At 52.1% G+C, this 18,780-nt stretch carries 11 protein-coding genes, 1 tRNA gene and 1 pseudogene; 7 read left to right on the plus strand and 6 right to left on the minus strand.

Translation table 11 applies throughout. From position 1 onward, the window contains the following. Positions 1 to 518: 518 nt before the first annotated feature. Positions 519 to 740, plus strand: coding sequence for a hypothetical protein (locus D5S03_RS04905; protein ID WP_008869574.1), 222 nt, complete (start codon positions 519 to 521; stop codon positions 738 to 740). Between the two features lie 131 nt (positions 741 to 871). Here D5S03_RS04905 and D5S03_RS04910 read toward each other — a convergent pair. The 5 genes from D5S03_RS04910 to D5S03_RS04930 form a co-directional block, all read right to left on the minus strand. Then, positions 872 to 948, minus strand: a tRNA-Pro gene (locus tag D5S03_RS04910). A 48-nt stretch (positions 949 to 996) separates the two neighbouring features. Beyond that, the gene (gene hepT / locus D5S03_RS04915) at positions 997 to 1,413 is read right to left on the minus strand and encodes a type VII toxin-antitoxin system HepT family RNase toxin (RefSeq protein WP_287042845.1); all 417 of its coding nucleotides are present in this window, start codon (positions 1,411 to 1,413) and stop codon (positions 997 to 999) included. Next, positions 1,413 to 1,832 carry a type VII toxin-antitoxin system MntA family adenylyltransferase antitoxin gene (gene mntA / locus D5S03_RS04920; RefSeq protein WP_287042846.1) on the minus strand — a complete coding sequence of 140 codons (420 nt, stop codon included), beginning with the start codon at positions 1,830 to 1,832 and terminating at the stop codon, positions 1,413 to 1,415. The genes hepT and mntA overlap by 1 nt, the downstream gene beginning before the upstream one ends. Positions 1,833 to 1,908: 76 nt before the next feature. Continuing rightward, the gene (locus D5S03_RS04925) at positions 1,909 to 2,691 is read right to left on the minus strand and encodes an inositol monophosphatase family protein (protein ID WP_287042847.1); all 783 of its coding nucleotides are present in this window, start codon (positions 2,689 to 2,691) and stop codon (positions 1,909 to 1,911) included. Next, a complete protein-coding gene (locus D5S03_RS04930) occupies positions 2,688 to 4,316 on the minus strand; it encodes a peptide chain release factor 3 (protein WP_287042848.1) in 1,629 nt (542 codons plus the stop codon). Before D5S03_RS04930 ends, D5S03_RS04925 begins: the two co-directional genes overlap by 4 nt. 858 nt (positions 4,317 to 5,174) lie before the next feature. Here D5S03_RS04930 and D5S03_RS04935 point away from each other — a divergent pair. The 4 genes from D5S03_RS04935 to D5S03_RS04950 all read left to right on the plus strand — a co-directional run bounded on the left by D5S03_RS04935 (position 5,175) and on the right by D5S03_RS04950 (position 14,529). Further along, positions 5,175 to 6,725, plus strand: a complete 1,551-nt coding sequence (locus tag D5S03_RS04935) for an ATP-binding protein (protein WP_287042849.1) — start codon at positions 5,175 to 5,177, stop codon at positions 6,723 to 6,725. A gap of 1,091 nt (positions 6,726 to 7,816) precedes the next feature. After that, entirely contained in the window at positions 7,817 to 9,208 is a 1,392-nt protein-coding gene (locus tag D5S03_RS04940; RefSeq protein ID WP_287042850.1) for a sigma-54 interaction domain-containing protein, read from the plus strand. Positions 9,209 to 9,551: 343 nt separating this feature from the next. Continuing rightward, complete coding sequence (locus D5S03_RS04945; protein WP_287042851.1) at positions 9,552 to 10,865, plus strand: Coenzyme F420 hydrogenase/dehydrogenase, beta subunit C-terminal domain; 1,314 nt, start codon at positions 9,552 to 9,554, stop codon at positions 10,863 to 10,865. A 124-nt stretch (positions 10,866 to 10,989) separates the two neighbouring features. After that, positions 10,990 to 14,529, plus strand: coding sequence for a hydrogenase iron-sulfur subunit (locus D5S03_RS04950; RefSeq protein WP_287042852.1), 3,540 nt, complete (start codon positions 10,990 to 10,992; stop codon positions 14,527 to 14,529). Positions 14,530 to 14,684: 155 nt separating this feature from the next. On the opposite strand, the gene D5S03_RS04955 is transcribed toward D5S03_RS04950, so the two are convergent. Beyond that, complete coding sequence (locus tag D5S03_RS04955) at positions 14,685 to 17,459, minus strand: cation-transporting P-type ATPase (protein WP_287042853.1); 2,775 nt, start codon at positions 17,457 to 17,459, stop codon at positions 14,685 to 14,687. A gap of 124 nt (positions 17,460 to 17,583) precedes the next feature. Between D5S03_RS04955 and D5S03_RS04960 the strand changes: the two genes are divergently transcribed. Continuing rightward, complete coding sequence (locus tag D5S03_RS04960; protein ID WP_008869580.1) at positions 17,584 to 17,949, plus strand: hypothetical protein; 366 nt, start codon at positions 17,584 to 17,586, stop codon at positions 17,947 to 17,949. Between the two features lie 52 nt (positions 17,950 to 18,001). Continuing rightward, positions 18,002 to 18,780 (plus strand): annotated as a pseudogene (locus D5S03_RS04965) (hypothetical protein); the annotation flags it as partial.

Genomic DNA, 18,780 nt, shown 5'->3' on the forward strand with positions numbered 1-18,780 from the left:
AGATAGAGGCCTCCTTCACCAAGGAGGGGAGAAGATAGAGGCCTCCTTCACCAAGGAGGGGAAAAGATAGGAGTATCCTTCACCAGGGAGGGGAGAAGATGGATTTTTTTTAGCCAATAAAGGAGGTGGTCCGTGCAGTACTCATAAAATGAGAAACATAGGTGAAAACAACATGTTGAAATAGTTGAACTGGAATTATAGTTACTTGTAAGGAGGGCACGGTTAAAAACAACTGATGTCAGTGGCTTACTCTTGAAACCCTGTCACAAAAAACAAGAAATTTAGACAGGATTAACCACGCCAAAGACGCGTGGCAGGCATAGATTGACAGGATAACCTTTTGGCCTGGCTTCCGGCCAGGACAAAATGATTTTTTCTTTATCCATCTCTTAATCCAGTTAATCCTGTCAAAAAACTCTTTTCTTTATTGGGTTGCGGGCATGGCCCGCGTTAGTGTTAGAAAGAGCAGTGGATCAATAACCACAGCTTAACAATTAAACAAAAGGAGCATCAAGATTATGCACGTATTCGCAGATGGAATCTCAAAGGTAACATTGTCCAACGGCAACCTGCGCATCAACCTCACCCAGAGAGGGGCGGACAATGAAAGCGTGGACGCAGGAACCCTGATTGTTCCTGCTTCTCAGGCCAACAACTTTTTAAACGGCCTGGCCGGCAGCCTGAAAGACCTGGATGAGAAGCTAAAGGCCCAGAGGGAAGCGCAGGGCGAGACGCAGTAGGACCTGGCCGGAAAGGTAAAGGAGTGTGCCATTTTGGCAGGTATGGTCCAGGCTGGAGCGCTTGCAACGCTGCAAACTCACACAAAAAGGGGCTGCAAACAATCCTGCAGCCCCTTTTTTGTTTAAAAAAATGGTCGGGAAGGCCCGATTTGAACGGGCGGCCCCCTGCTCCCAAGGCAGGTGCGCTGCCAGACTGCGCCACTTCCCGATATCAGATTATTATTATTTCAAAACATTCAAAAGTCAAGGTACAGTATCAGCCGAACAAGTCTCCCAGCACACGGGCGAATTCTTCCAGATCCTCAACATCCTCATGACTCACCTTGAAAACCACTTTCAGATCGATTTCGCCATACTCATGCACCAGCAGATTACGGAAGCCTGTCGCTTTGACCATCCGTTCCGTTAGATCCTGGTGAATGTAGCCCTGGTCTTCCAGTAGGTAAAAGATCTCATTGGTACTCCCTGGTAATCCCAGATCTTTTTCACTGACAACATGTGCAGCCAGGTCAATACAGTTTTGAATTGCCATCTGGAGATTAAAGAGAGTGCTTTCCTGCCTGTCCAGATCCTGAAGAAATTCGTGTTCCTGAATGTCCCTCTTTGTTTTAACCCGGCGAACGTGTTTCTGCACCGCCGCCATTTTGGATAATATGATATTTCTGTCCACCATCAGGCCTTGCTCACTTTCTTCTTCATACTTTCCCGGAACATTCGCATATAAGGGGCGAACTCCGTATACAGAGTCAGGCTTCTCATGCGGAACAGGGACAGTTGTTCCTGGTCGCTGACGTAAAGCAGCACCCCCTTGTCAATAACCTGCCCCAGGAGAAGACAAGAGGCCTGGTTCAGGAAAACCAGGTGAACATCATGTCGCAGGGTCCGGCAAAGGGGTGGATGCAGTCTTTCCAGCTCCTCTTTGCGGTCGAATTTTCCTGCTCTTTCATCCAGCAGAACAGCAATATCGATGTCACTGCCGGGGCGCAGTCGCCCGGATGCAGCAGAACCAAAAAGATAGGCTGCTATGACCTGTCTGTGTTGGGACAGGACTGGTTTTACCCTGTCGGCGATATCTGCAGGCGCTGGTTTCATCATTTCTCCTGAAAAAACATCAAAAAGGCCTTGCCCGACCAGGCGGAGCAATCAGACAGGCAGCCATCAGCCAGGCTTAAGCCCCAAGTATTTTGATCATCTGTTCGTGCAGCACTTTGTTGGTTCCCAGGATGGTTTCCTGTCCCGGAAAATAATCCTGCCCGTCCATGGTACTGACCATTCCTCCGGCTTCCCGGATGAGGCAGGCTCCGGCCGCGGTATCCCAGGGTTTTAGGCCTATCTCAAAAAAGGAGTCAAAGCGCCCGGCCGCGGTAAAGGCCAGGTCCGTGGCCGCTGAACCGCAGCGACGCACACCCCGGGTGTTCATCAGGGCCCGGCGCATGTAGCCGAGCACCTGGTCCACGTCGGTTTTTATGGTATAGGGAAAGCCGGTGGCCACCAGGGCCTGGACAAGATCCTGCGTCTCGGTGACGTTTATTTGCTCCCCGTTTAGAAAGGCCCCCTGGTCCTGCGCGGCCCAGTACATCTCCCCCAGCACCGGCAGATGGACAATGCCCATTCTGACAGCCCCGCCTTGCCAGAGCCCCACGGACACGGCCACAAAAGGAATCCTGTGTGCAAAATTGGTAGTCCCGTCCAGGGGGTCCACGATCCAGGTTGGACCATCTTTTAGTTCTGTCTCCCCGGCGGATTCCTCGGCCAGAAAGTCAGCCTCGGGCAGGATCCGGCCCAGGGACTTCTTGAGGCTGTCCTCCACAGCCACGTCTGTATCCGTGACCAGATCGATGCGGCCCTTGTGCCTGATGTTGCGCGGTTTGTCCCAGGCCTTGAGGATAATCTCCCCTGCCCCTCGCACCGCCTGCAGCGCATCATCTATAAGTTCCCGGTTTATAATCATGCCGCTTCAGCCTCCTGCTGCTCCCGGGAGGCCAGGAACTCGATTTCGGGCCATTCCTCCCGGGTACGCTCCAGACGCCATCTGGTGGCGAAAAGCATGGCCGGGTATCCTTCCACGTCCTGGACCAGGGAATTGAAATATCTTTTTCTGAACTTTTCCAGGGCCTTTTTATCCCGGGCCCAAATCCAGCGCACAGTGGAATAGTCCAGAGGCTCGTAGGCTGCATCCACCCCGTACTCGGCCTTGAGCCTGGCCGCGGTGACATCGAACTGCAAAGAACCAATGGCCCCCAGGATGTAATCATTACCGCCAACAGGCCTGAAAAGCTGGATGGCTCCTTCCTCGGTAAGCTGCACCAGACCCTTTTCCAGCTGCTTGGACTTGATGGGGTTTTTCAGAAACACCCGTTGAAAAAACTCCGGCGCAAAATTGGGAATGCCCAGAAACTGCAGTTCTTCCTTACTGCTCAGGGTATCGCCTATCTTTAGTATCCCGTGGTTGTGCACCCCGATAATATCCCCGGGCCAGGCCTCTTCCACCCCGGCCCGGTCCTGGGCCATGAAGATTATGGCGTTGGAGAGCTGGATATCCTTGCCTATGCGGTGATGGCGCACCTTCATGCCCCTTTGGAACCGCCCGGAACAGATGCGCATAAACGCGATGCGGTCCCGGTGGGCCGGGTCCATATTGGCCTGGATCTTGAAAACAAATCCTGAAAACTCCTGCTCCAGGGGGGAAACCTCCCTGGTACTGGCTGGCCTGGGCCTGGGGGGCGGGGCTTCCTTGACAAAGGTCTCCAGCAGCTCACGCACTCCGAAATTGTTTACCGCACTGCCGAAAAAAACCGGGGTCTGCCTGCCCTCCAGATAAGCATCCCGGTCAAAGGGATAGCCCGCACCATGAATAAGCTCCAGGTCCTGGCGTAGAGACTCTGCAGCGGCAGAGCCGATGAGCTCATCCAGTTTACTGTCATCCAGGTCTTTGATCACCGCCCTTTCTTCTGGACGTCTGCCCTTGTCATCAGGCGGGGTGAAAAAGCGTATTTCCTGGTTGACCAGATCATAGACTCCCTGAAAAAGCTTGCCCATGCCTATGGGCCAGGTCAGGGGCGAGGCCTGGATGCCCAGGGTGTTTTCGATTTCGTCCAGCAGCTCAAAAGGATCCCGGCCGTCCCGGTCCAGCTTGTTGATAAAGGTCATGATGGGTGTGGAGCGCATGCGGCAGACATCCATGAGCTTTCTGGTCTGCTCCTCCACGCCCTTGACCGAGTCAATGACCATGAGGGCCGAATCCACGGCAGTCAGCACCCGGTAGGTATCCTCGGAAAAATCCTGGTGGCCCGGGGTGTCCAGAAGATTTATCTCGCAGTCCTGGTAAAGAAACTTCATCACTGATGAAGCAACTGATATGCCGCGCTTCTGCTCTACTTCCATCCAGTCGGAGCGGGCGTGGCGCTGGGCCTTTTTGGCCTTGATGCTCCCGGCCATCTGGATGGCCCCTCCGAAGAGCAGAAGCTTCTCGGTGAGGGTGGTTTTGCCCGCGTCAGGGTGACTGATAATGCCGAATGTCCGTCTCTTTCGGACCTCCTGGGCGAGCTGGGATTCTGATGGTGTTGTCTGACTCATGGTATGTGGTGATTGTTTGTGGTTTTGTAACTGTTCAGCACATTTTGTGTGTACTCTTGTTCTGGCCATCGGTGTCGGGGTCGGTATCGGTATCGGGGTCGATAGAAAACCGAAAGCCAAAGTTGCGTGGGGCGTTCCCCAACAGCTTCGATACCGATCCCGATTCCGATACCGACCCCGACAGAACCAGTTATCATGGTGAACAGCTACGTGGTTTTTTGCAAATCAAAATATAATCTTATGCCTGGAAAACCAAAAAAAATAAAGATAATAAAGGTAAGCGTCAAGCTGTATTTTGCTGAGAGTCTGTCAAGGCAAAAGCGCCATAAACTCGTCAACCCTCATACCGGCATCTTGTAACCATTCAGGGGATGCAGGAACCGGCCCGGGGACAGTCCCGCACTTATTTTTTCTGATGAACAATTTACAGATGTGAGCGTTAGAAAAATAAGTGCGGGACTGGCACTTTTGCCGGGGTGACTTACTATTGTTCGAATATCTTGACGGCATAAGAGCCATGCTGGCATATTTGTTGTAGGTGGTTTTCATTGGGGCTGAATATAATGCACTTTTAAGGGTAATCATTTTGTCAGTCGACAATAAAACTTCAAGAGTAAGCACAAGATTTTGATTTTACGAATTCCCGGAACGAGTTTTTACGGCCTTGTCTGCAAAATCTCCTGAGTACGGGATAGTAAAAATAACAAACGGGCAATGCTCCTCTATGAAGCGTGGCAGAAGACAAAGGCAAGTAAGCAAAATAATCAAATAGTTATGGGTTTAGTTTCTTGCTGAACTATTCATGTCCTGACTTTTTACAGGTCCATCTTCCGGGCTAAGCCCATGTTAGGGAATAACATGGTAAACAACATATCAGTAAATAGCGAGCGTTATAGTGAGAATCTATGTATCCTGGATAGAGCCACAGGTGACTACAACGTTGGAATTATCGGAACGTCGCATGGTTTCGCCTCCATCCTGGAATTAACCGAGATCCCTGATCTTGAACATTATTTTCCCAGGATGAATCTGTTGGCAGTGGCCCAGCCTGATCCTGATGACAGGCTTCTGCAAAAAGTCAGGGATAAGGGGATGAGGATTTACAGCTCATACCAGGACATGCTGAAAGCCCATCCCGAGATAAACCTGGTCATTGAGCTCACCGGCAAGCAGCACATAGTCCGGGAGATTCGCAATATTCTGCCTGCACATGTCTCCCTGCTGGACTATGGTGCAGCTGTCTTTCTGTGCGGGCTGCTGATAATGTCTCAGGTCAAAGACAGATGCAGGCTGAATCTGACCTGGCATAGATACCTTTTTGATGTCGCAGTGGATCATTTGCAGGGTGACATGTTCCTTCTGGACACAAAAGGGGTGATCCTGGATGTGAATATGCATGTCAGCAAACGACTGGGAAAGGAAAAAGATGAACTCACAGGCCGGCACTGCATGGAAATATTTGCATGTCCCAGGGAAGCCTTCTATCAAGGTTTTTCCAATGGAAAAAGCTACGCCGATGCAGTATGCCCCTTCCATAAGACCCTTGCAACTCAACAACCTGCTGAAGCAGTACAGACCTGGGTTGATGAGCAGGGCCGGGCAAGATATTTCCGCATCTATACCTACCCGGTCTTTGACCAGTCCGGAAACATGAAGTGGGTTGTAGAGATGAGACGGGACATCACCATTCGCACAGAGATGGAGAAACGCGTGGCTCTGTCTGAAAAGCTGGCCACAATAGGGGATCTGTCCACCTACATTGCTCATGAGATCCGTAACCCACTCTTTGTCATCAGCGGCTTCGCCAACGTTCTGTTGCGCAAACCTGAACATGACGAGACAGTCCGGGAAAATTTGCTTGGAATCCAGCGCGAGTGCAAGCGCCTTGAAAGGATTTTAAAGAGATTCATCAACTATGCCCGACCTGCAAAGCCTGTATATAACGAAATAGATGTCAACATGCTGGTTCAGGGCGTAGCGGATTTTTTTGGTTCGATGTATGCAGAGCAGAATGTAAAAGTTGAAATGGACCTGCCTGCAGATCTGGCCAAAGCCGAAGGCGCTCCGGAGTTGCTGAAACAATGCCTCATCAACCTGGTCAAGAACTCCATTGAATCCATGCCTCAGGGAGGCACCCTGAACTTGAGCACTTTCATGGACGAGCAGTATGTAGGGGTTCGAGTGAGTGATACCGGAAAGGGTATTCCCAGGGAAGTATGGAACAGGGCTTTCAATCCTTTCTGTGCCACAGGGGAGGGAACCAGTGCTGAACTCGGTCTGGCCATGACCAAGAAGATCCTGGATGATATGCAGGGCAGGATGGAGCTTTCAAGCCAAGAGGGCAAGGGCAGTACCATAACCATACGTATTCCGCTGCTCTCGGCCATGCCCGATTCCGAAACGGGGTGATCTCGCTAAAAAATGTGAGGCCGCCGGATAAATTCAGAAATGCTTTCATCTTTATTCAGACTGCTGTGTTTATTATCAGCACTCTGTTGCAGTTATGCAACAAATCAGGCAATTGTTGTTTTATAATTGCAACAGTAAACAATCAGGATCCGGGTAACGTAACCATTCAGGGGATGCCGCAATCTGCCTGACCCGTGAAGCAGGATCTCCGGCTTCCAGTCCCCGTGCTACAGGCAAAGCTAAACAGATACTTCCGGCAAATCTTGATTTAAAAGTTGGGCAGAAATCAAAAAAGTAAGTGCGGAACGGCCATTTTGCCAAACCCCGGACCTGCAAGGACATAAGTCGAAAAAGTTGATAAACTTCACGGATTCAGGTCTTCAGACTGCCGAGCAGCATGCCGGGTAAAAAACTTTTTGCATGCTCATCCTTTGATTACGATCGTCTGCTCCAAAATCAGCCATCATTAGCCCATGTATTGTTCAGCAAGACTTCCAAGGCAGTTTGCCTTGAAATCTTGCTTGACTAGATTATAAAAAAACATATAAATTATAATAACCTTAAAAACTACCTGGTTGCCTGTTCAAAGCTTTTTTACCCTGCCTGCAAATTTGAAGGAAAAGGGCTTCCCCTCCAGCCTCAACCCGTGGCAGGGTCGGGAATTTGTCTGCAACAGCTCTTTTTGCTGAATCAAATGTCAGAGAACATTTGCGTCAGATGCATGATCAGAAATCATCCGCCAGCAGTAACTATTCACCAGGGTCCGGGGACTTCGCAAACAGGACGTAAAAACTCACTCCCAGGAAGCGTAAATCAAAACCTATACACGAGTTTTTAAGCCAGAACAACTTATATAGCCTGCTCTAAATCAAGTTCGGTGTTTTACGGTTTTGATTAACGCTTCCTACGTCGTTCAGATCCCGCACTTACTTTCTGGCAAATCTTGAGTTGAAAACTGGGCAGACGTAGAAAAAGTAAGTGCGGGACCCAGTTTGCAAAGCCCCCGGACCCTGGATATCAGCAGTGCGCATAGATTGACCAATTTTATCAGATAGTGAATAGTTACCGCCAGCATAACACTGGATTTGTAAATGGCCAAAATCTTTATTCTTTCCCAGGATACAGCCTTTTGTCAGGACATGATCCGTATCGTTTATGACATTGGTCATGAGGCTGAAACAATATCCTCCATGCAGGTCTTCTTCACTGCAGCCGGGAAGGAATGTGATGTGGCTATTCTGGACCTGCAGCTCTCAGATGAAAGCCACCGGGCTTTTTTTGAAAACTACATTCAAAGCCCGGATCGTCCTGACGTCATCATAGTGTCCGCCTCTCAGGATCCTGGCCTGGCTGAGCCGGCCATTACTCAGGGGGCCAGGGAATATTTTCAAAAACCTCCCCCCTGGAACAGGCTAAAAGCCTCTTTGCAGCGGGCAGTAGAAGCCGCCAGAAGAAGAAAATCCGGAAAACCCACGGTTCTTAAACGATGCGGAATCGTGGGATCTTCCCCCGCCATGAGATCCTGCCTGGAGACAGTGGCTGCCTGCTCCCGCCACGACTCGAATATCCTGATTTACGGCGAGACAGGCACGGGCAAGGAATTGTTTGCCAGGGCCATGCATTACAACAGTGTCAGGAAAGACTTCCCCTTCATCCCTGTTGACTGCGCAGCCCTGCCTGAAACGCTTGTGGAAAGCATTCTTTTCGGCCACGAAAAAGGAGCCTTCACCACTGCCGATAAAAAGCATATGGGCCTGTTGAAGCAGGCCCACAAAGGCACTCTGTTTCTTGATGAAGTCGGTGAACTCCCCATGAGCGTCCAAAAAGCCTTTTTAAGGGTGCTGCAGGAGCGCAGTTTCAGACCAGTAGGGAGTATGGTGGAGGTGTTCAGCGATTTCAGGCTCGTCTCCGCCACCAACAAAGACCTGGACATGATGGTTAATCAGGGTGATTTTTGCCAGGATCTGCTGTTCCGGCTCCGTACCGTAGTTTTGGAACTGCCGACATTAAAAGGCAGAGAGAAAGACATCAAAGAATTGCTGCATTATTTCCTGGACAGGATCTGCAAAAAGCACGGACTGGAAAGCAAGGGCCTGTCGGCAGAAGTCATTGACGCCTTTACCGGCTATCCCTGGCCGGGTAATGTGCGAGAACTCATCAATACCCTGGAGCACGCCGTGATCATGGCCCATAACGACTCCATTCTCCATCCTGAACACCTGCCCTCCGGCCTGCGGGTACACATTGCCCGTCAACTTCTGAGCGCAGAGAAGATCCCTTCCGGACCCGCAATCCAATACCATCTGGATGAGACCGAACTGCCCAAGTTCAAGCAATATCGGATGCATGCCCTGGCCGAGCTCGAGAAATCCTATCTTCGGGAACTTTTGCGCACCACAGGAAGAGATATCCCCATAGCCTGCGGGATTGCAGGCATTTCCCGGGCCAGGCTCTACGCCATGCTCAAAAAATACGGATTATAACAAATCCTGGGCAACTCGCAATCGGGAATGCCCGGAGATACACGTCAACTCCAAGGGGTCTGCCCTGTCTTGTCCGACTAGACAGGGCAGACCCCTTTAGCTTTTCATTTATTCATCTTTAATATTTTCTTGTTGTAACCTATTGTAAAAAAACTTTTTTTCCGATCAGGCACAGAGTTTGTTATTAAAATAACGTAACTATTCACCATCCCGCTTATTATCCGGGCAAACGAACTATCCCGGTTGACATTCATGCTTTGCTCTTGGGGTGAATAGTTACAAAATAACAAGCCTTTTGTGCTGACTGCCAAAAAATTCGTAATCAAAAAAAAGGAGGAAAGTTATGAGATCATTTGAAGATTTGATTCATGATGTGCAAGAGCGCAATTTGTGTCACATGTGTGGCGGTTGTGTAACCTTTTGTACAGCCATCAACTATGGTGCGCTCGAATTGGGCGAAAACGGCTATCCCCGCTACAAGGACAAGGAGAAGTGCATTGAGTGCGGTATCTGTCACATGCTCTGTCCGGAGATCGATGAACTGGATGATGAGATCAAGAAACATGCGGGCTGGAGCGAGCCGGCTGGCAGAATTGTTTCTGCGAACATTGTCCGGGCCAGAGATCCTCAGGTTCGCGACAGGGCCACAGACGGAGGGGCTGTAACCGGGATTCTCATGCACCTGCTTGATACGGGACGCATAGACAGTGCCATTGTCTCCAAACATGTCGGTCTGTTCAACAGGGAGCCTTATCTGGCCTGCAGCAAGGAGGACATTCTTGCCGCCTGCGGTTCATACTTTGATGCCTCTCACGGCATGGTCCTGTACAGTGAGTATTACTCCACATACTCTCCCTCAGTCCATGCCCTGGGCACAGTCAAAAAGATCGGGGCCCAGAAAGTGGCCTTTGTGGGCACCCCATGCCAGATAGTGACTCTTAGAAAAATGCAGGCTCTGGGAGTAGTACCTTCGGATGCCATTTATTGCCTGCTTGGGCTTTTCTGCTCCGGAAACTTCGCCTTTGACGACAATTCCAGAAAACGCCTGGAAAAGATCGGCGACTTCAAGTGGAGTGATGTCAAAAAAATCAATATAAAAGGGAGAATGTATGTTTATCTGCAAAACGGAGCAATCCATACCCTGCCTCTGGATGAACTGGACTTCATCAAGAGGCACGCCTGCCGTTATTGCGAGGATTATACCGCTGAATTCGCTGATTTGTCCTTCGGAGGAATCGGGGCTGAAGAAGGCTGGACTACCGTGTTCTCCAGGACCCAACTGGGCCTGGACATTCTGAACAACGCTGAACGCAGCATCCTGGAAAGCTACAGCAAGCATCAGCCCCCGCGTGACCAGGAAGAGAACAGGGTCAGGAACAGGATGCTGGAGTTGCGCAGGCAGATCAAGCATCTCAAGTACGCCCAGCAGACAAGCGGGGAAGCTGACGGCGCTGATCCCGAATACCAAGGGCTGGTCAATGAATTGAAGGAGTTGGAACAAAAACACCCGGAAATCGGACACAGGCCGGAACAGCCCTCTGCTTCAGGCTACACCAGGAACACATTGAACAGAGTATTGGAAAAATCCGTGGAAAAAAGGGGATCATCCCAGGCAAACCGGGCTGAACTGGCCAAAACCGAACACCTGGAAGCCTGACCATTAACCCCGCACCTGCTTCTGCGTTTTTCCCGGGGTCATAAACGCAGGTGCGGGGTGATCTGCATCGAAACATGTCTGGCAGCGACACCCGGTCAGAATCAGAGCAGAAGAGGGCACTCAAATGGTAAAAGAACAGGGGAAGAGCAATAAGGCCGGATGTGTGGCTGTCGTCGGGGGTGGCATTGTCGGCATTTATTCTGCCCTGGAACTGGCCAATGCCGGATATTACGTATACCTGGTGGAAAAAAAGTCCGGTCTGGGGGGAATGATGGCTCAGCTGGACAACATATTCCCAACCAATGATTGCGCTCCGTGCATACTGTGCACCTGGCTTCTTGACTGTTCAAGGCACCTGAACATTGAGATCCATACCCAGAGCGAAGTCCTGGATGTAGAGGGCCGGGAAGGGGAGATGAAGGTGCACATCAAAAAGAATCCCGGCTTCATCGATATCAATAAGTGCATCGCCTGCAACCAGTGTACTGAGGCCTGCATCAGATCTGAGCCAGACGACTTCAATATGGGGCTCAACTCCAGAAAAGCGGCCTATATCCTGTACCAGCAGTCAGTGCCCTCCAAGTATGTCATTGATGAGAAAAGCTGTCTGCGTCTGACGCGCAACATATGCGGTGCCTGTGAAAAAGTATGCCCCACCGGAGCCATTGACTTTAATGATCAGGTAAAGAACATCACCCTGAACGTTGGCTCGATGATCCTGGCCCCGGGACTGGTCCAGTTCAATCCGGCCCTTTTCGATACATACGGATACAAGTTATTTCCGGATGTGGTCACCAGCCTGGAATACGAACGGCTCCTGTCTTCTTCAGGACCCAACAAGGGCGTATTAAAGCGGCCCTCGGATCATTCCGAGCCGCACAAGGTGGCCTGGCTGCAATGCGTGGGCTCCAGGACCATCAGCAGGATCAAAAACGGGCTGTGTTCCAGCATCTGCTGCATGTACGCCATGAAACAGGCCGTGATCTCCAGGGAACATGTCTCAGAACGGATGGTGGAGTCCAGCATTTTTTTCAACGATATCCGGGCCCATGGAAAAGGATACGAAAAATATTATGAAAACGCCAAATCCCAGGGTGTTCGCTTTATTCGCTCCATGCCGCACACCATTATGCCCGGCCCGGACGGCAAGGGTGTGTTGGTGAGCTATGTCTCGGAAGATTCCGAAATGATCACCGAAGCCCATGACCTGCTGGTCCTTTCAGTGGGGGTCCTGCCCGGAGATGACACCGTAGCCCTGGCCTCCCGGCTGGGCATAGGCATGAACCGCTACAACTTTGCCATCACCCCCAGTTTCAATACATTCAAAAGCAGCAGATCCGGAATCTATGTCGCCGGAAGCATTATCTCTCCGAGGGATATCCGTCAATCCATTACCGATGCCGCCGGCGTAGCCAACGCTGCTACAAGAGAACTGGTCGATGCCCAGGCAACCATGGTCCAAACAGAATCATTTCCGGAGGAAAAAGATGTCACGGAACAGGAGCCCAGGATTGGAATCTTCATCTGCGCCTGCGGAGGCAATACCTCAGAGGTGATCGATATTGACACCCTGGCCCGGTTTGCCTTCACCCTTCCAGGTGTAGTCCTGGTGGACAGCAATGTATTTACCTGCCCCCAGATAACCCAGGACAAGATCACGGAACAAATAACCAAGAACGACCTTAACAGGGTGGTCATTGCAGCCTGCACCCCCAAGACCCATGAAGCCCTTTATCAAAAGACCCTTAAAGGCGCCGGCCTGAACCCTAATCTTTTGGAAATCGCCAATATCCGCAACCAAAACAGCTGGGTGCACAAAGATCATCCCAAGGAGGCTCTGGACAAGGCCAAACTTCAGATCGCAGCCGCGGTATCCAAGGTCCGTCTGAACAAACCTCTGCACGGAATTTTTAAGAAGGTGATCCGCAAGGCACTGGTGGTGGGAGGAGGAATGACAGGCATGACCACGGCTCTGGAACTGGCCCATCAGGGAATTGAAACGTTTCTGGTGGAGAAGTCGGACCATCTGGGAGGCAACGCCCTGAACCTCAGATCCACCTGGAAAGGCGAGGACATAGCCGCCTATCTGGAGGAAACCATTTCCAAAGTGGAACACAACCCCAAGATCACCCTGATGAAGAATGCCGAGGTAGTCTCCTGCAGGGGTTCCATAGGGAACTTTATAAGCCAGGTCCATGTAACCAAGCGGGCCGGTTTCGAACTCATCGAGACCATCCGCTACGGAGCTGCCGTATTGTGTACCGGGGCCAGGGAGCTCAAACCTCAAGAATATCTCCACGGCAGGGACGCCCGGGTATTCACCCACCAGGAATTTGACAGCGAACTCAAAGCCGATCCGGAAAAAATCAAGAAGGCCCGGACCGTGGTCTTTATTCAATGCGTGGGCTCCCGGGAGCCTGACCATCCGTACTGCAGCCGGGTGTGCTGTACTCACAGCATTGAAACGGCCCTTTTTTTGAAAGAACTGGACCCTGAAATACAGGTATATATCCTGAACCGGGACATCCGCACCTACGGGGTCAGAGAGCTGCTTCATGAAGAAGCCCGTAAGAGAGGAGTGGTGTTTATCAGATATACCACAAGCAACAAGCCTCAGGTCGAGGCTTACGGGGAATACCTTACCGTGCGGGTTGAGGATCATATCCTCAAGAAACCCCTGGAGATCAGGACCGATTATCTGGTGCTGGCTGCAGCCATTGTCTCCAACCCGGACAGCGAGAAAATCACCCACCAGTTCAAGTGTTCCCTGGATCCCCAGGGGTTCATGCTTGAAGAACACTTTTTTCTCAAGCCCACTGACCTTATCGCCAAAGGGGTCTTCGGGGCCGGACTGTGCAACTATCCCAAACCCATAGAAGAATCCGTAGCCCAGGCCCATGCCGCAGTCTCCAGGGTGCGGCAGGTACTTTTCCAGGACCACATCTTCCTGGACCCCTTGAAGGCCAACATCACCGAAAATTGCGACGGGTGCGGCATCTGTATCGACAAATGCCCTTACGGAGCAATTCTATATATTGAGCACCACGAAAACGGACTTCAGGAAGGCTGCCCCATCAAGATCGACAAGGCGGTGTGTGAAGGATGCGGGATCTGCGTATCCTCATGTCCCAGAAACGGGGTCATAATCGATGAATACCGGCTGGACAAGATCAGCGCCCAGATATCCTCCATTCTGAACACCTTCAGATCTGAAATCAAAAGGACAGAACCCCTGATAGTGGCTTTCTGCTGCAACTGGGGGTCCTACATGGCCGCGGACACAGCTGGTGTGCTCAAACGTCAGTATAATCCCAATGTGCTTATCATCAGGATCAACTGCACAGGAATTCTGCACCAGGACATCATACTGGAGACCCTGCAGAAGGGCGTGGACGGGGTTATGATCCTGGGGTGCCGCATGGGCGAATGCAAATACAGGCAGGGAGACTACCATGCCGCCAACCGGGTGGGGTCCATCAAGGCGCTTCTCAAGAGACGGGGCATCAACCCGGAACGGCTGATCAGCGGATGGATCTCCTCGGCTGACGGACTCAAGCTTGCAGAGATGATAAATTCCTTTACCTACCGGATAAAAAGAATGTCACCCAGTCCCACCAGGCATCTGCTTGATTCGGTGGCCAACACGCAGGCATCAAAATACTGAATGACCGCTGAGATCTGCAAAATGCCTGAGTTGAAGATCTTTTTCCTGAGACCTGCTTCAACTTTAAAGAAAATCGTCCAGGGAACTGTTGTTAATCCCTCCTCGTCAGTGCATTATTTTGCAGTTGAATCACTTAACTCAGCGGAAATAAACGGCTAACATACCGATCTTCTGCGGAAAAAGGCCTTCTCCAGTTCCACCGCCAGGAACACCGCCAGGCCGAAGGCCAGAATCCTGGTCCAGGCCTGCAGGCCCAGGGGTTCGGTCTGGAAAAGAAACTGCATAAAGGGCAGGTAGGTAAAACTTAGCTGCAGAACCGCCAGCACAGCGATGGAAACAAGAACCGGGCGGCTGCCCAGGATGCCCTTTATATTCCAGGATGGCTCGTCAATGAACCGGCTGTTTATCAGGTAAAACACCTGACCCATGACCAGGGTATTTATGGCCGCTGTAGAGGCCAGGTCCTGGGAAGCACCCTGGGACTGCATAAACAGGTAATGCCCCAGGGCGCCCAGCACAAGCAGAAGAGATACAAAACTTATGCGCCATAAGAGAAACCCGGACACCAGGGGCTCTTCCGGAGGCCTTGGAGGACGCTGCATGACGTTTTTTTCCGGCGGTTCAAAAGCCAGGGCCAGGGCCAGGGTGACTGCGGTGACCATGTTTATCCACAGGATCTGGGGCGGGGTGATGGGCAGGGAAAAATGCCCTGCCTCGTCCATAAGTCCGATGCCCAGCAGAATGGAGGCCATGACCACCAGGGCCTGACCGCCGTTGGTGGGCAGAATGAACAGGATGGCCTTCTTGAGGTTGTCGTAAACCGTGCGCCCCTCTTCCACGGCGTTGGCGATGGAGGCGAAATTGTCATCGGTGAGCACCATGTCCGAGGCCTCTTTGGCTGCCTCGGTCCCGGTAACCCCCATGGCCACTCCCACGTCTGCACGCTTCAGGGCCGGTGAGTCGTTGACCCCGTCCCCGGTCATGGCCACTATGTGTCCGCCTTCCTGCAGGGCCCGCACCAGCCTGAGCTTGTGTTCCGGACTGGTTCGGGCATATATGTCCACATCCAGAGAAACCTCCACCAGATCATGATCGCTTATCTTTTCCAGGTCCTGCCCGGTAAGGGCCTTTCTGCCCCGGCCCATGCCCAGCTTCTCTCCGATGGCCGAGGCTGTCAGGGCATGGTCCCCGGTGATCATTTTGACCTGGATGCCCGCCCCGGCGTCCCCGGGATCAGACTCGCGGCCCTTGAGCCTGGCTGCGGCCTCTATGGCCTCCTCCCGGGGTGGATCCATGATCCCGAACAGGGACAGCATGGTAAAGCCCTGCTGGATATCCTCATCCTCTATGGCCGTCTTCCCTGCAGGGGCCTTTTTCACGGCCACCGCCAGAAGCCTCTGGCCCATGGAGGCCATGTGATTGCCCTGCTCAACCCAGAAATCAGGATCAAGGGGGGCAGCGTCCTGCAGTGCCCCCTGGCTGCTGCACTTTTCCACGACCTTTTCCGGAGCCCCCTTGAGGATAAAAACACTGTCCCCGGATTCATAGTGGTGCAGTGTAACCATGAATTTTTCTTCGGAGCTGAAGGGCAGGATATCCTTTCTGGGATTAACCCTGTTTTCCTGGTCCTGGTCCAGTCCGGCCTTGAGAGAGGCTGTTAGAAGGGCGCCTTCCGTGGGTGCTCCCTCCAGCTTTGGCTGGCCGTTTTTTTCCTGGAAGCGGGCCTCGTTGCAAAGAAGCACTGACCGCAAAGCCTGCATCAGTACCGGGTGTTCCCCTGGATGGACTTCTTTGTCCCCAAGCCTGAACCCGCCTTCCGGGGCATAACCCACCCCGGCAACCCAGAACAGCTCATCCGCTGTTTGAATATTCTGCACGGTCATTTCATTTCTGGTCAGGGTACCGGTCTTGTCCGAGCAGATGACGGTCACCGAGCCCAGGGTCTCCACGGCGGGCAGGCGCCTTATGATGGCGTTTCGCCGGGCCATTTTCTGCACCCCGATGGCCAGGGTAATGGTCATGATGGCGGGCAGGCCCTCGGGAATGGCGGCCACAGCCAGGCCCACTGCGGCCAGAAACATATCCGCCGGTGCATATCCGCGCAAAAAAACCCCGAACATAAAGGCAGCTACTGCAAGGAGCAAGATGGCCACAGTGAGATGGCGGGCGAAAACGTTCATCTTGCGGATAAGCGGGGTGGCGATGCTTTCGGTCTCGGTGAGAAGTTCGCTTATGCGGCCCAGTTCCGTGTCGAGGCCTGTTGCGGCCACCAACCCGGTCCCTTGACCGTAAACCACCATAGTCCCGGAAAAAGCCATGCTTTTTCTGTCCCCCAGGGCCGCCCCGGACTCCACCTCATTGCCGGCCTTGCTCACGGGCATGGACTCCCCTGTAAGAGCGGCCTCTTCTATGCGCAGGCTTTTGCATTCAGTTATTCTCAGGTCAGCCGGTACTCGGTCCCCCGGCTTTAAATAAACCACGTCCCCGGGCACCAGGTCTTTGGCCTCAATCCTGATCCTTTGCCCGCCCCGAAGGACCAGTGCTTCCGGGGCCAGCATGGTCTTCAGGCTTTCCAGGGATTTTTCCGCCTTGCCCTCCTGGATAAAGCCTATCAGGGCATTGATCACGCATACCCCCAGGATGACCAGGGAGTCTATCCATTCCTGCAACAGGGCGGTGATCACCACCGCCGCCAAAAGGACATATATAAGCAGGTTGTGAAACTGCAGCAGAAATCGAAGAACCGGCCCTCTTTTCTTTTCAGTGGCCAGCATATTGGGGCCGAATGTCTCCAGCCTCTTGCCGGCTTCCTCAGGGTCCAGGCCCTCCGGTGAAGACTTCAAGGTCTGGAAGCACTTTTCCACCGGTTCCGCGTGCCAGGGGGTTTTATTCTGGATATCTTTCTTTTCAAGCATAAGCAGATAATACAAGATGATCCTGGCAAAGTAAATGAGTTGTCATTTTTTTTTGCGCAGATCAGGCTTGCATACCTGACCTGTTTGCAGCTAAACAAAGCCAACAGGTCAAATACAAATCTCAAAAAGAGGTGCTTAAATGCAGGAACGCAAACGTCACGGGTGTCTGACCATATGGTTGGTAGTGGTCATTGGAGCCAACTTTTTAGATGCTTTTCGACATTATTTGATGCGTGACGAATTGATGGAGCAGTTTCCCGGCACGCCTGAATGGGTCATAACCGGGCTTTTCATTTTGGCCCTGGTGAACGTGGCTTGCGGCATCGCCCTTTTCCGGTGGAAGAAATGGGGTTTCTGGGTACTTCTGTTGAGCAGCCTGGCCGGAGCCTACCTTTACTTACAGCTGAGTTTTGTGAATGCCCTGGTTCCTCTTCTGGTAGTGGCGGTGCTCTTCGGGGCCCTGCACATCGGAGGTGAACGCAAGGGCTGGCATCAGCTGGAATAGTGCAGGTCCATTGAGAATCAGACGATAAAGAACAGCCAGGAGCTATCCACACATGAATAAAAAGCTGCTTTTCCCCGGAGTCCTGCTCCTGGCAATACTTTATACAGCCATCGGCGGTCTGGCATACAATGCCGGTCAGGAACTGGAAGGAGTAGTTACACAGCAGTTCAACGATCAACAGCTGATACTGGCTGAAAAGATCGCCGACGACATCCGGGGCCATTTCCAGTTTCTGGAAACAGCCCTGGCCACCCTGAGCCGCCAGACAGTTAAAATCCTGCCTGAGCAGCCTTCAGATGATTACCTTCATTCCACTCACGATATTTTAAAGGACTGGCACGTCCTCAGCCTGGGCATTGCCGGAAATGACCGGGACAACTCCATTCTGACATCTGAAGAAAGTTTATCATCCTGGGACAATATGGGGATTGACTTTCCTCTGGAAAAATTTCTCCTCTGGCTTGATTCTGACCCGGAGGGACAGGTTTTTTTCAGCCGGACCTTCAGACCGGACCAGGGCCCCTATGCCGGGACCTGGATCATGGTCACGGTCAAGCCTCTCTCTAAGGACTTGGAGATGTCTTTTGAGTCCGGCAATTTTGAAGGCATGCCTCCAGCGGCCTTTTTTGTGGTGGATGCCATGAAGGTGGCCAGAGATTATGCCCACGGCGTCATCTCCGGGCAGACCGGCTATCCCTGGGTAATCAACCAAGAGGGATACTTTCTGTATCACATTGAGGACGATTTTGACGGCCGGGACTCTTTTACAGTGCGCCATGAGAGAAATCCGGATATTTCCTATGAACGGATAAATACTATCGTCTCCCAGAG

It is taken from the genome of Desulfonatronospira sp. MSAO_Bac3, from assembly GCF_003838035.1.
Taxonomy (GTDB): domain Bacteria; phylum Desulfobacterota; class Desulfovibrionia; order Desulfovibrionales; family Desulfonatronovibrionaceae; genus Desulfonatronospira; species Desulfonatronospira thiodismutans.

Excerpts from the sequence above, each read along its gene's own strand:
- D5S03_RS04950 (WP_287042852.1), top strand. The coding sequence starts at position 10,990 with ATGGTAAAAGAACAGGGGAAGAGCAATAAGGCCGGATGTGTGGCTGTC.
- D5S03_RS04960 (WP_008869580.1), top strand. The coding sequence starts at position 17,584 with ATGCAGGAACGCAAACGTCACGGGTGTCTGACCATATGGTTGGTAGTG.
- D5S03_RS04905 (WP_008869574.1), top strand. The coding sequence starts at position 519 with ATGCACGTATTCGCAGATGGAATCTCAAAGGTAACATTGTCCAACGGC.
- hepT (WP_287042845.1), bottom strand. The coding sequence starts at position 1,413 with ATGGTGGACAGAAATATCATATTATCCAAAATGGCGGCGGTGCAGAAA.
- mntA (WP_287042846.1), bottom strand. The coding sequence starts at position 1,832 with ATGAAACCAGCGCCTGCAGATATCGCCGACAGGGTAAAACCAGTCCTG.
- D5S03_RS04925 (WP_287042847.1), bottom strand. The coding sequence starts at position 2,691 with ATGATTATAAACCGGGAACTTATAGATGATGCGCTGCAGGCGGTGCGA.
- D5S03_RS04945 (WP_287042851.1), top strand. The coding sequence starts at position 9,552 with ATGAGATCATTTGAAGATTTGATTCATGATGTGCAAGAGCGCAATTTG.
- D5S03_RS04940 (WP_287042850.1), top strand. The coding sequence starts at position 7,817 with ATGGCCAAAATCTTTATTCTTTCCCAGGATACAGCCTTTTGTCAGGAC.
- D5S03_RS04935 (WP_287042849.1), top strand. The coding sequence starts at position 5,175 with ATGGTAAACAACATATCAGTAAATAGCGAGCGTTATAGTGAGAATCTA.
- D5S03_RS04930 (WP_287042848.1), bottom strand. The coding sequence starts at position 4,316 with ATGAGTCAGACAACACCATCAGAATCCCAGCTCGCCCAGGAGGTCCGA.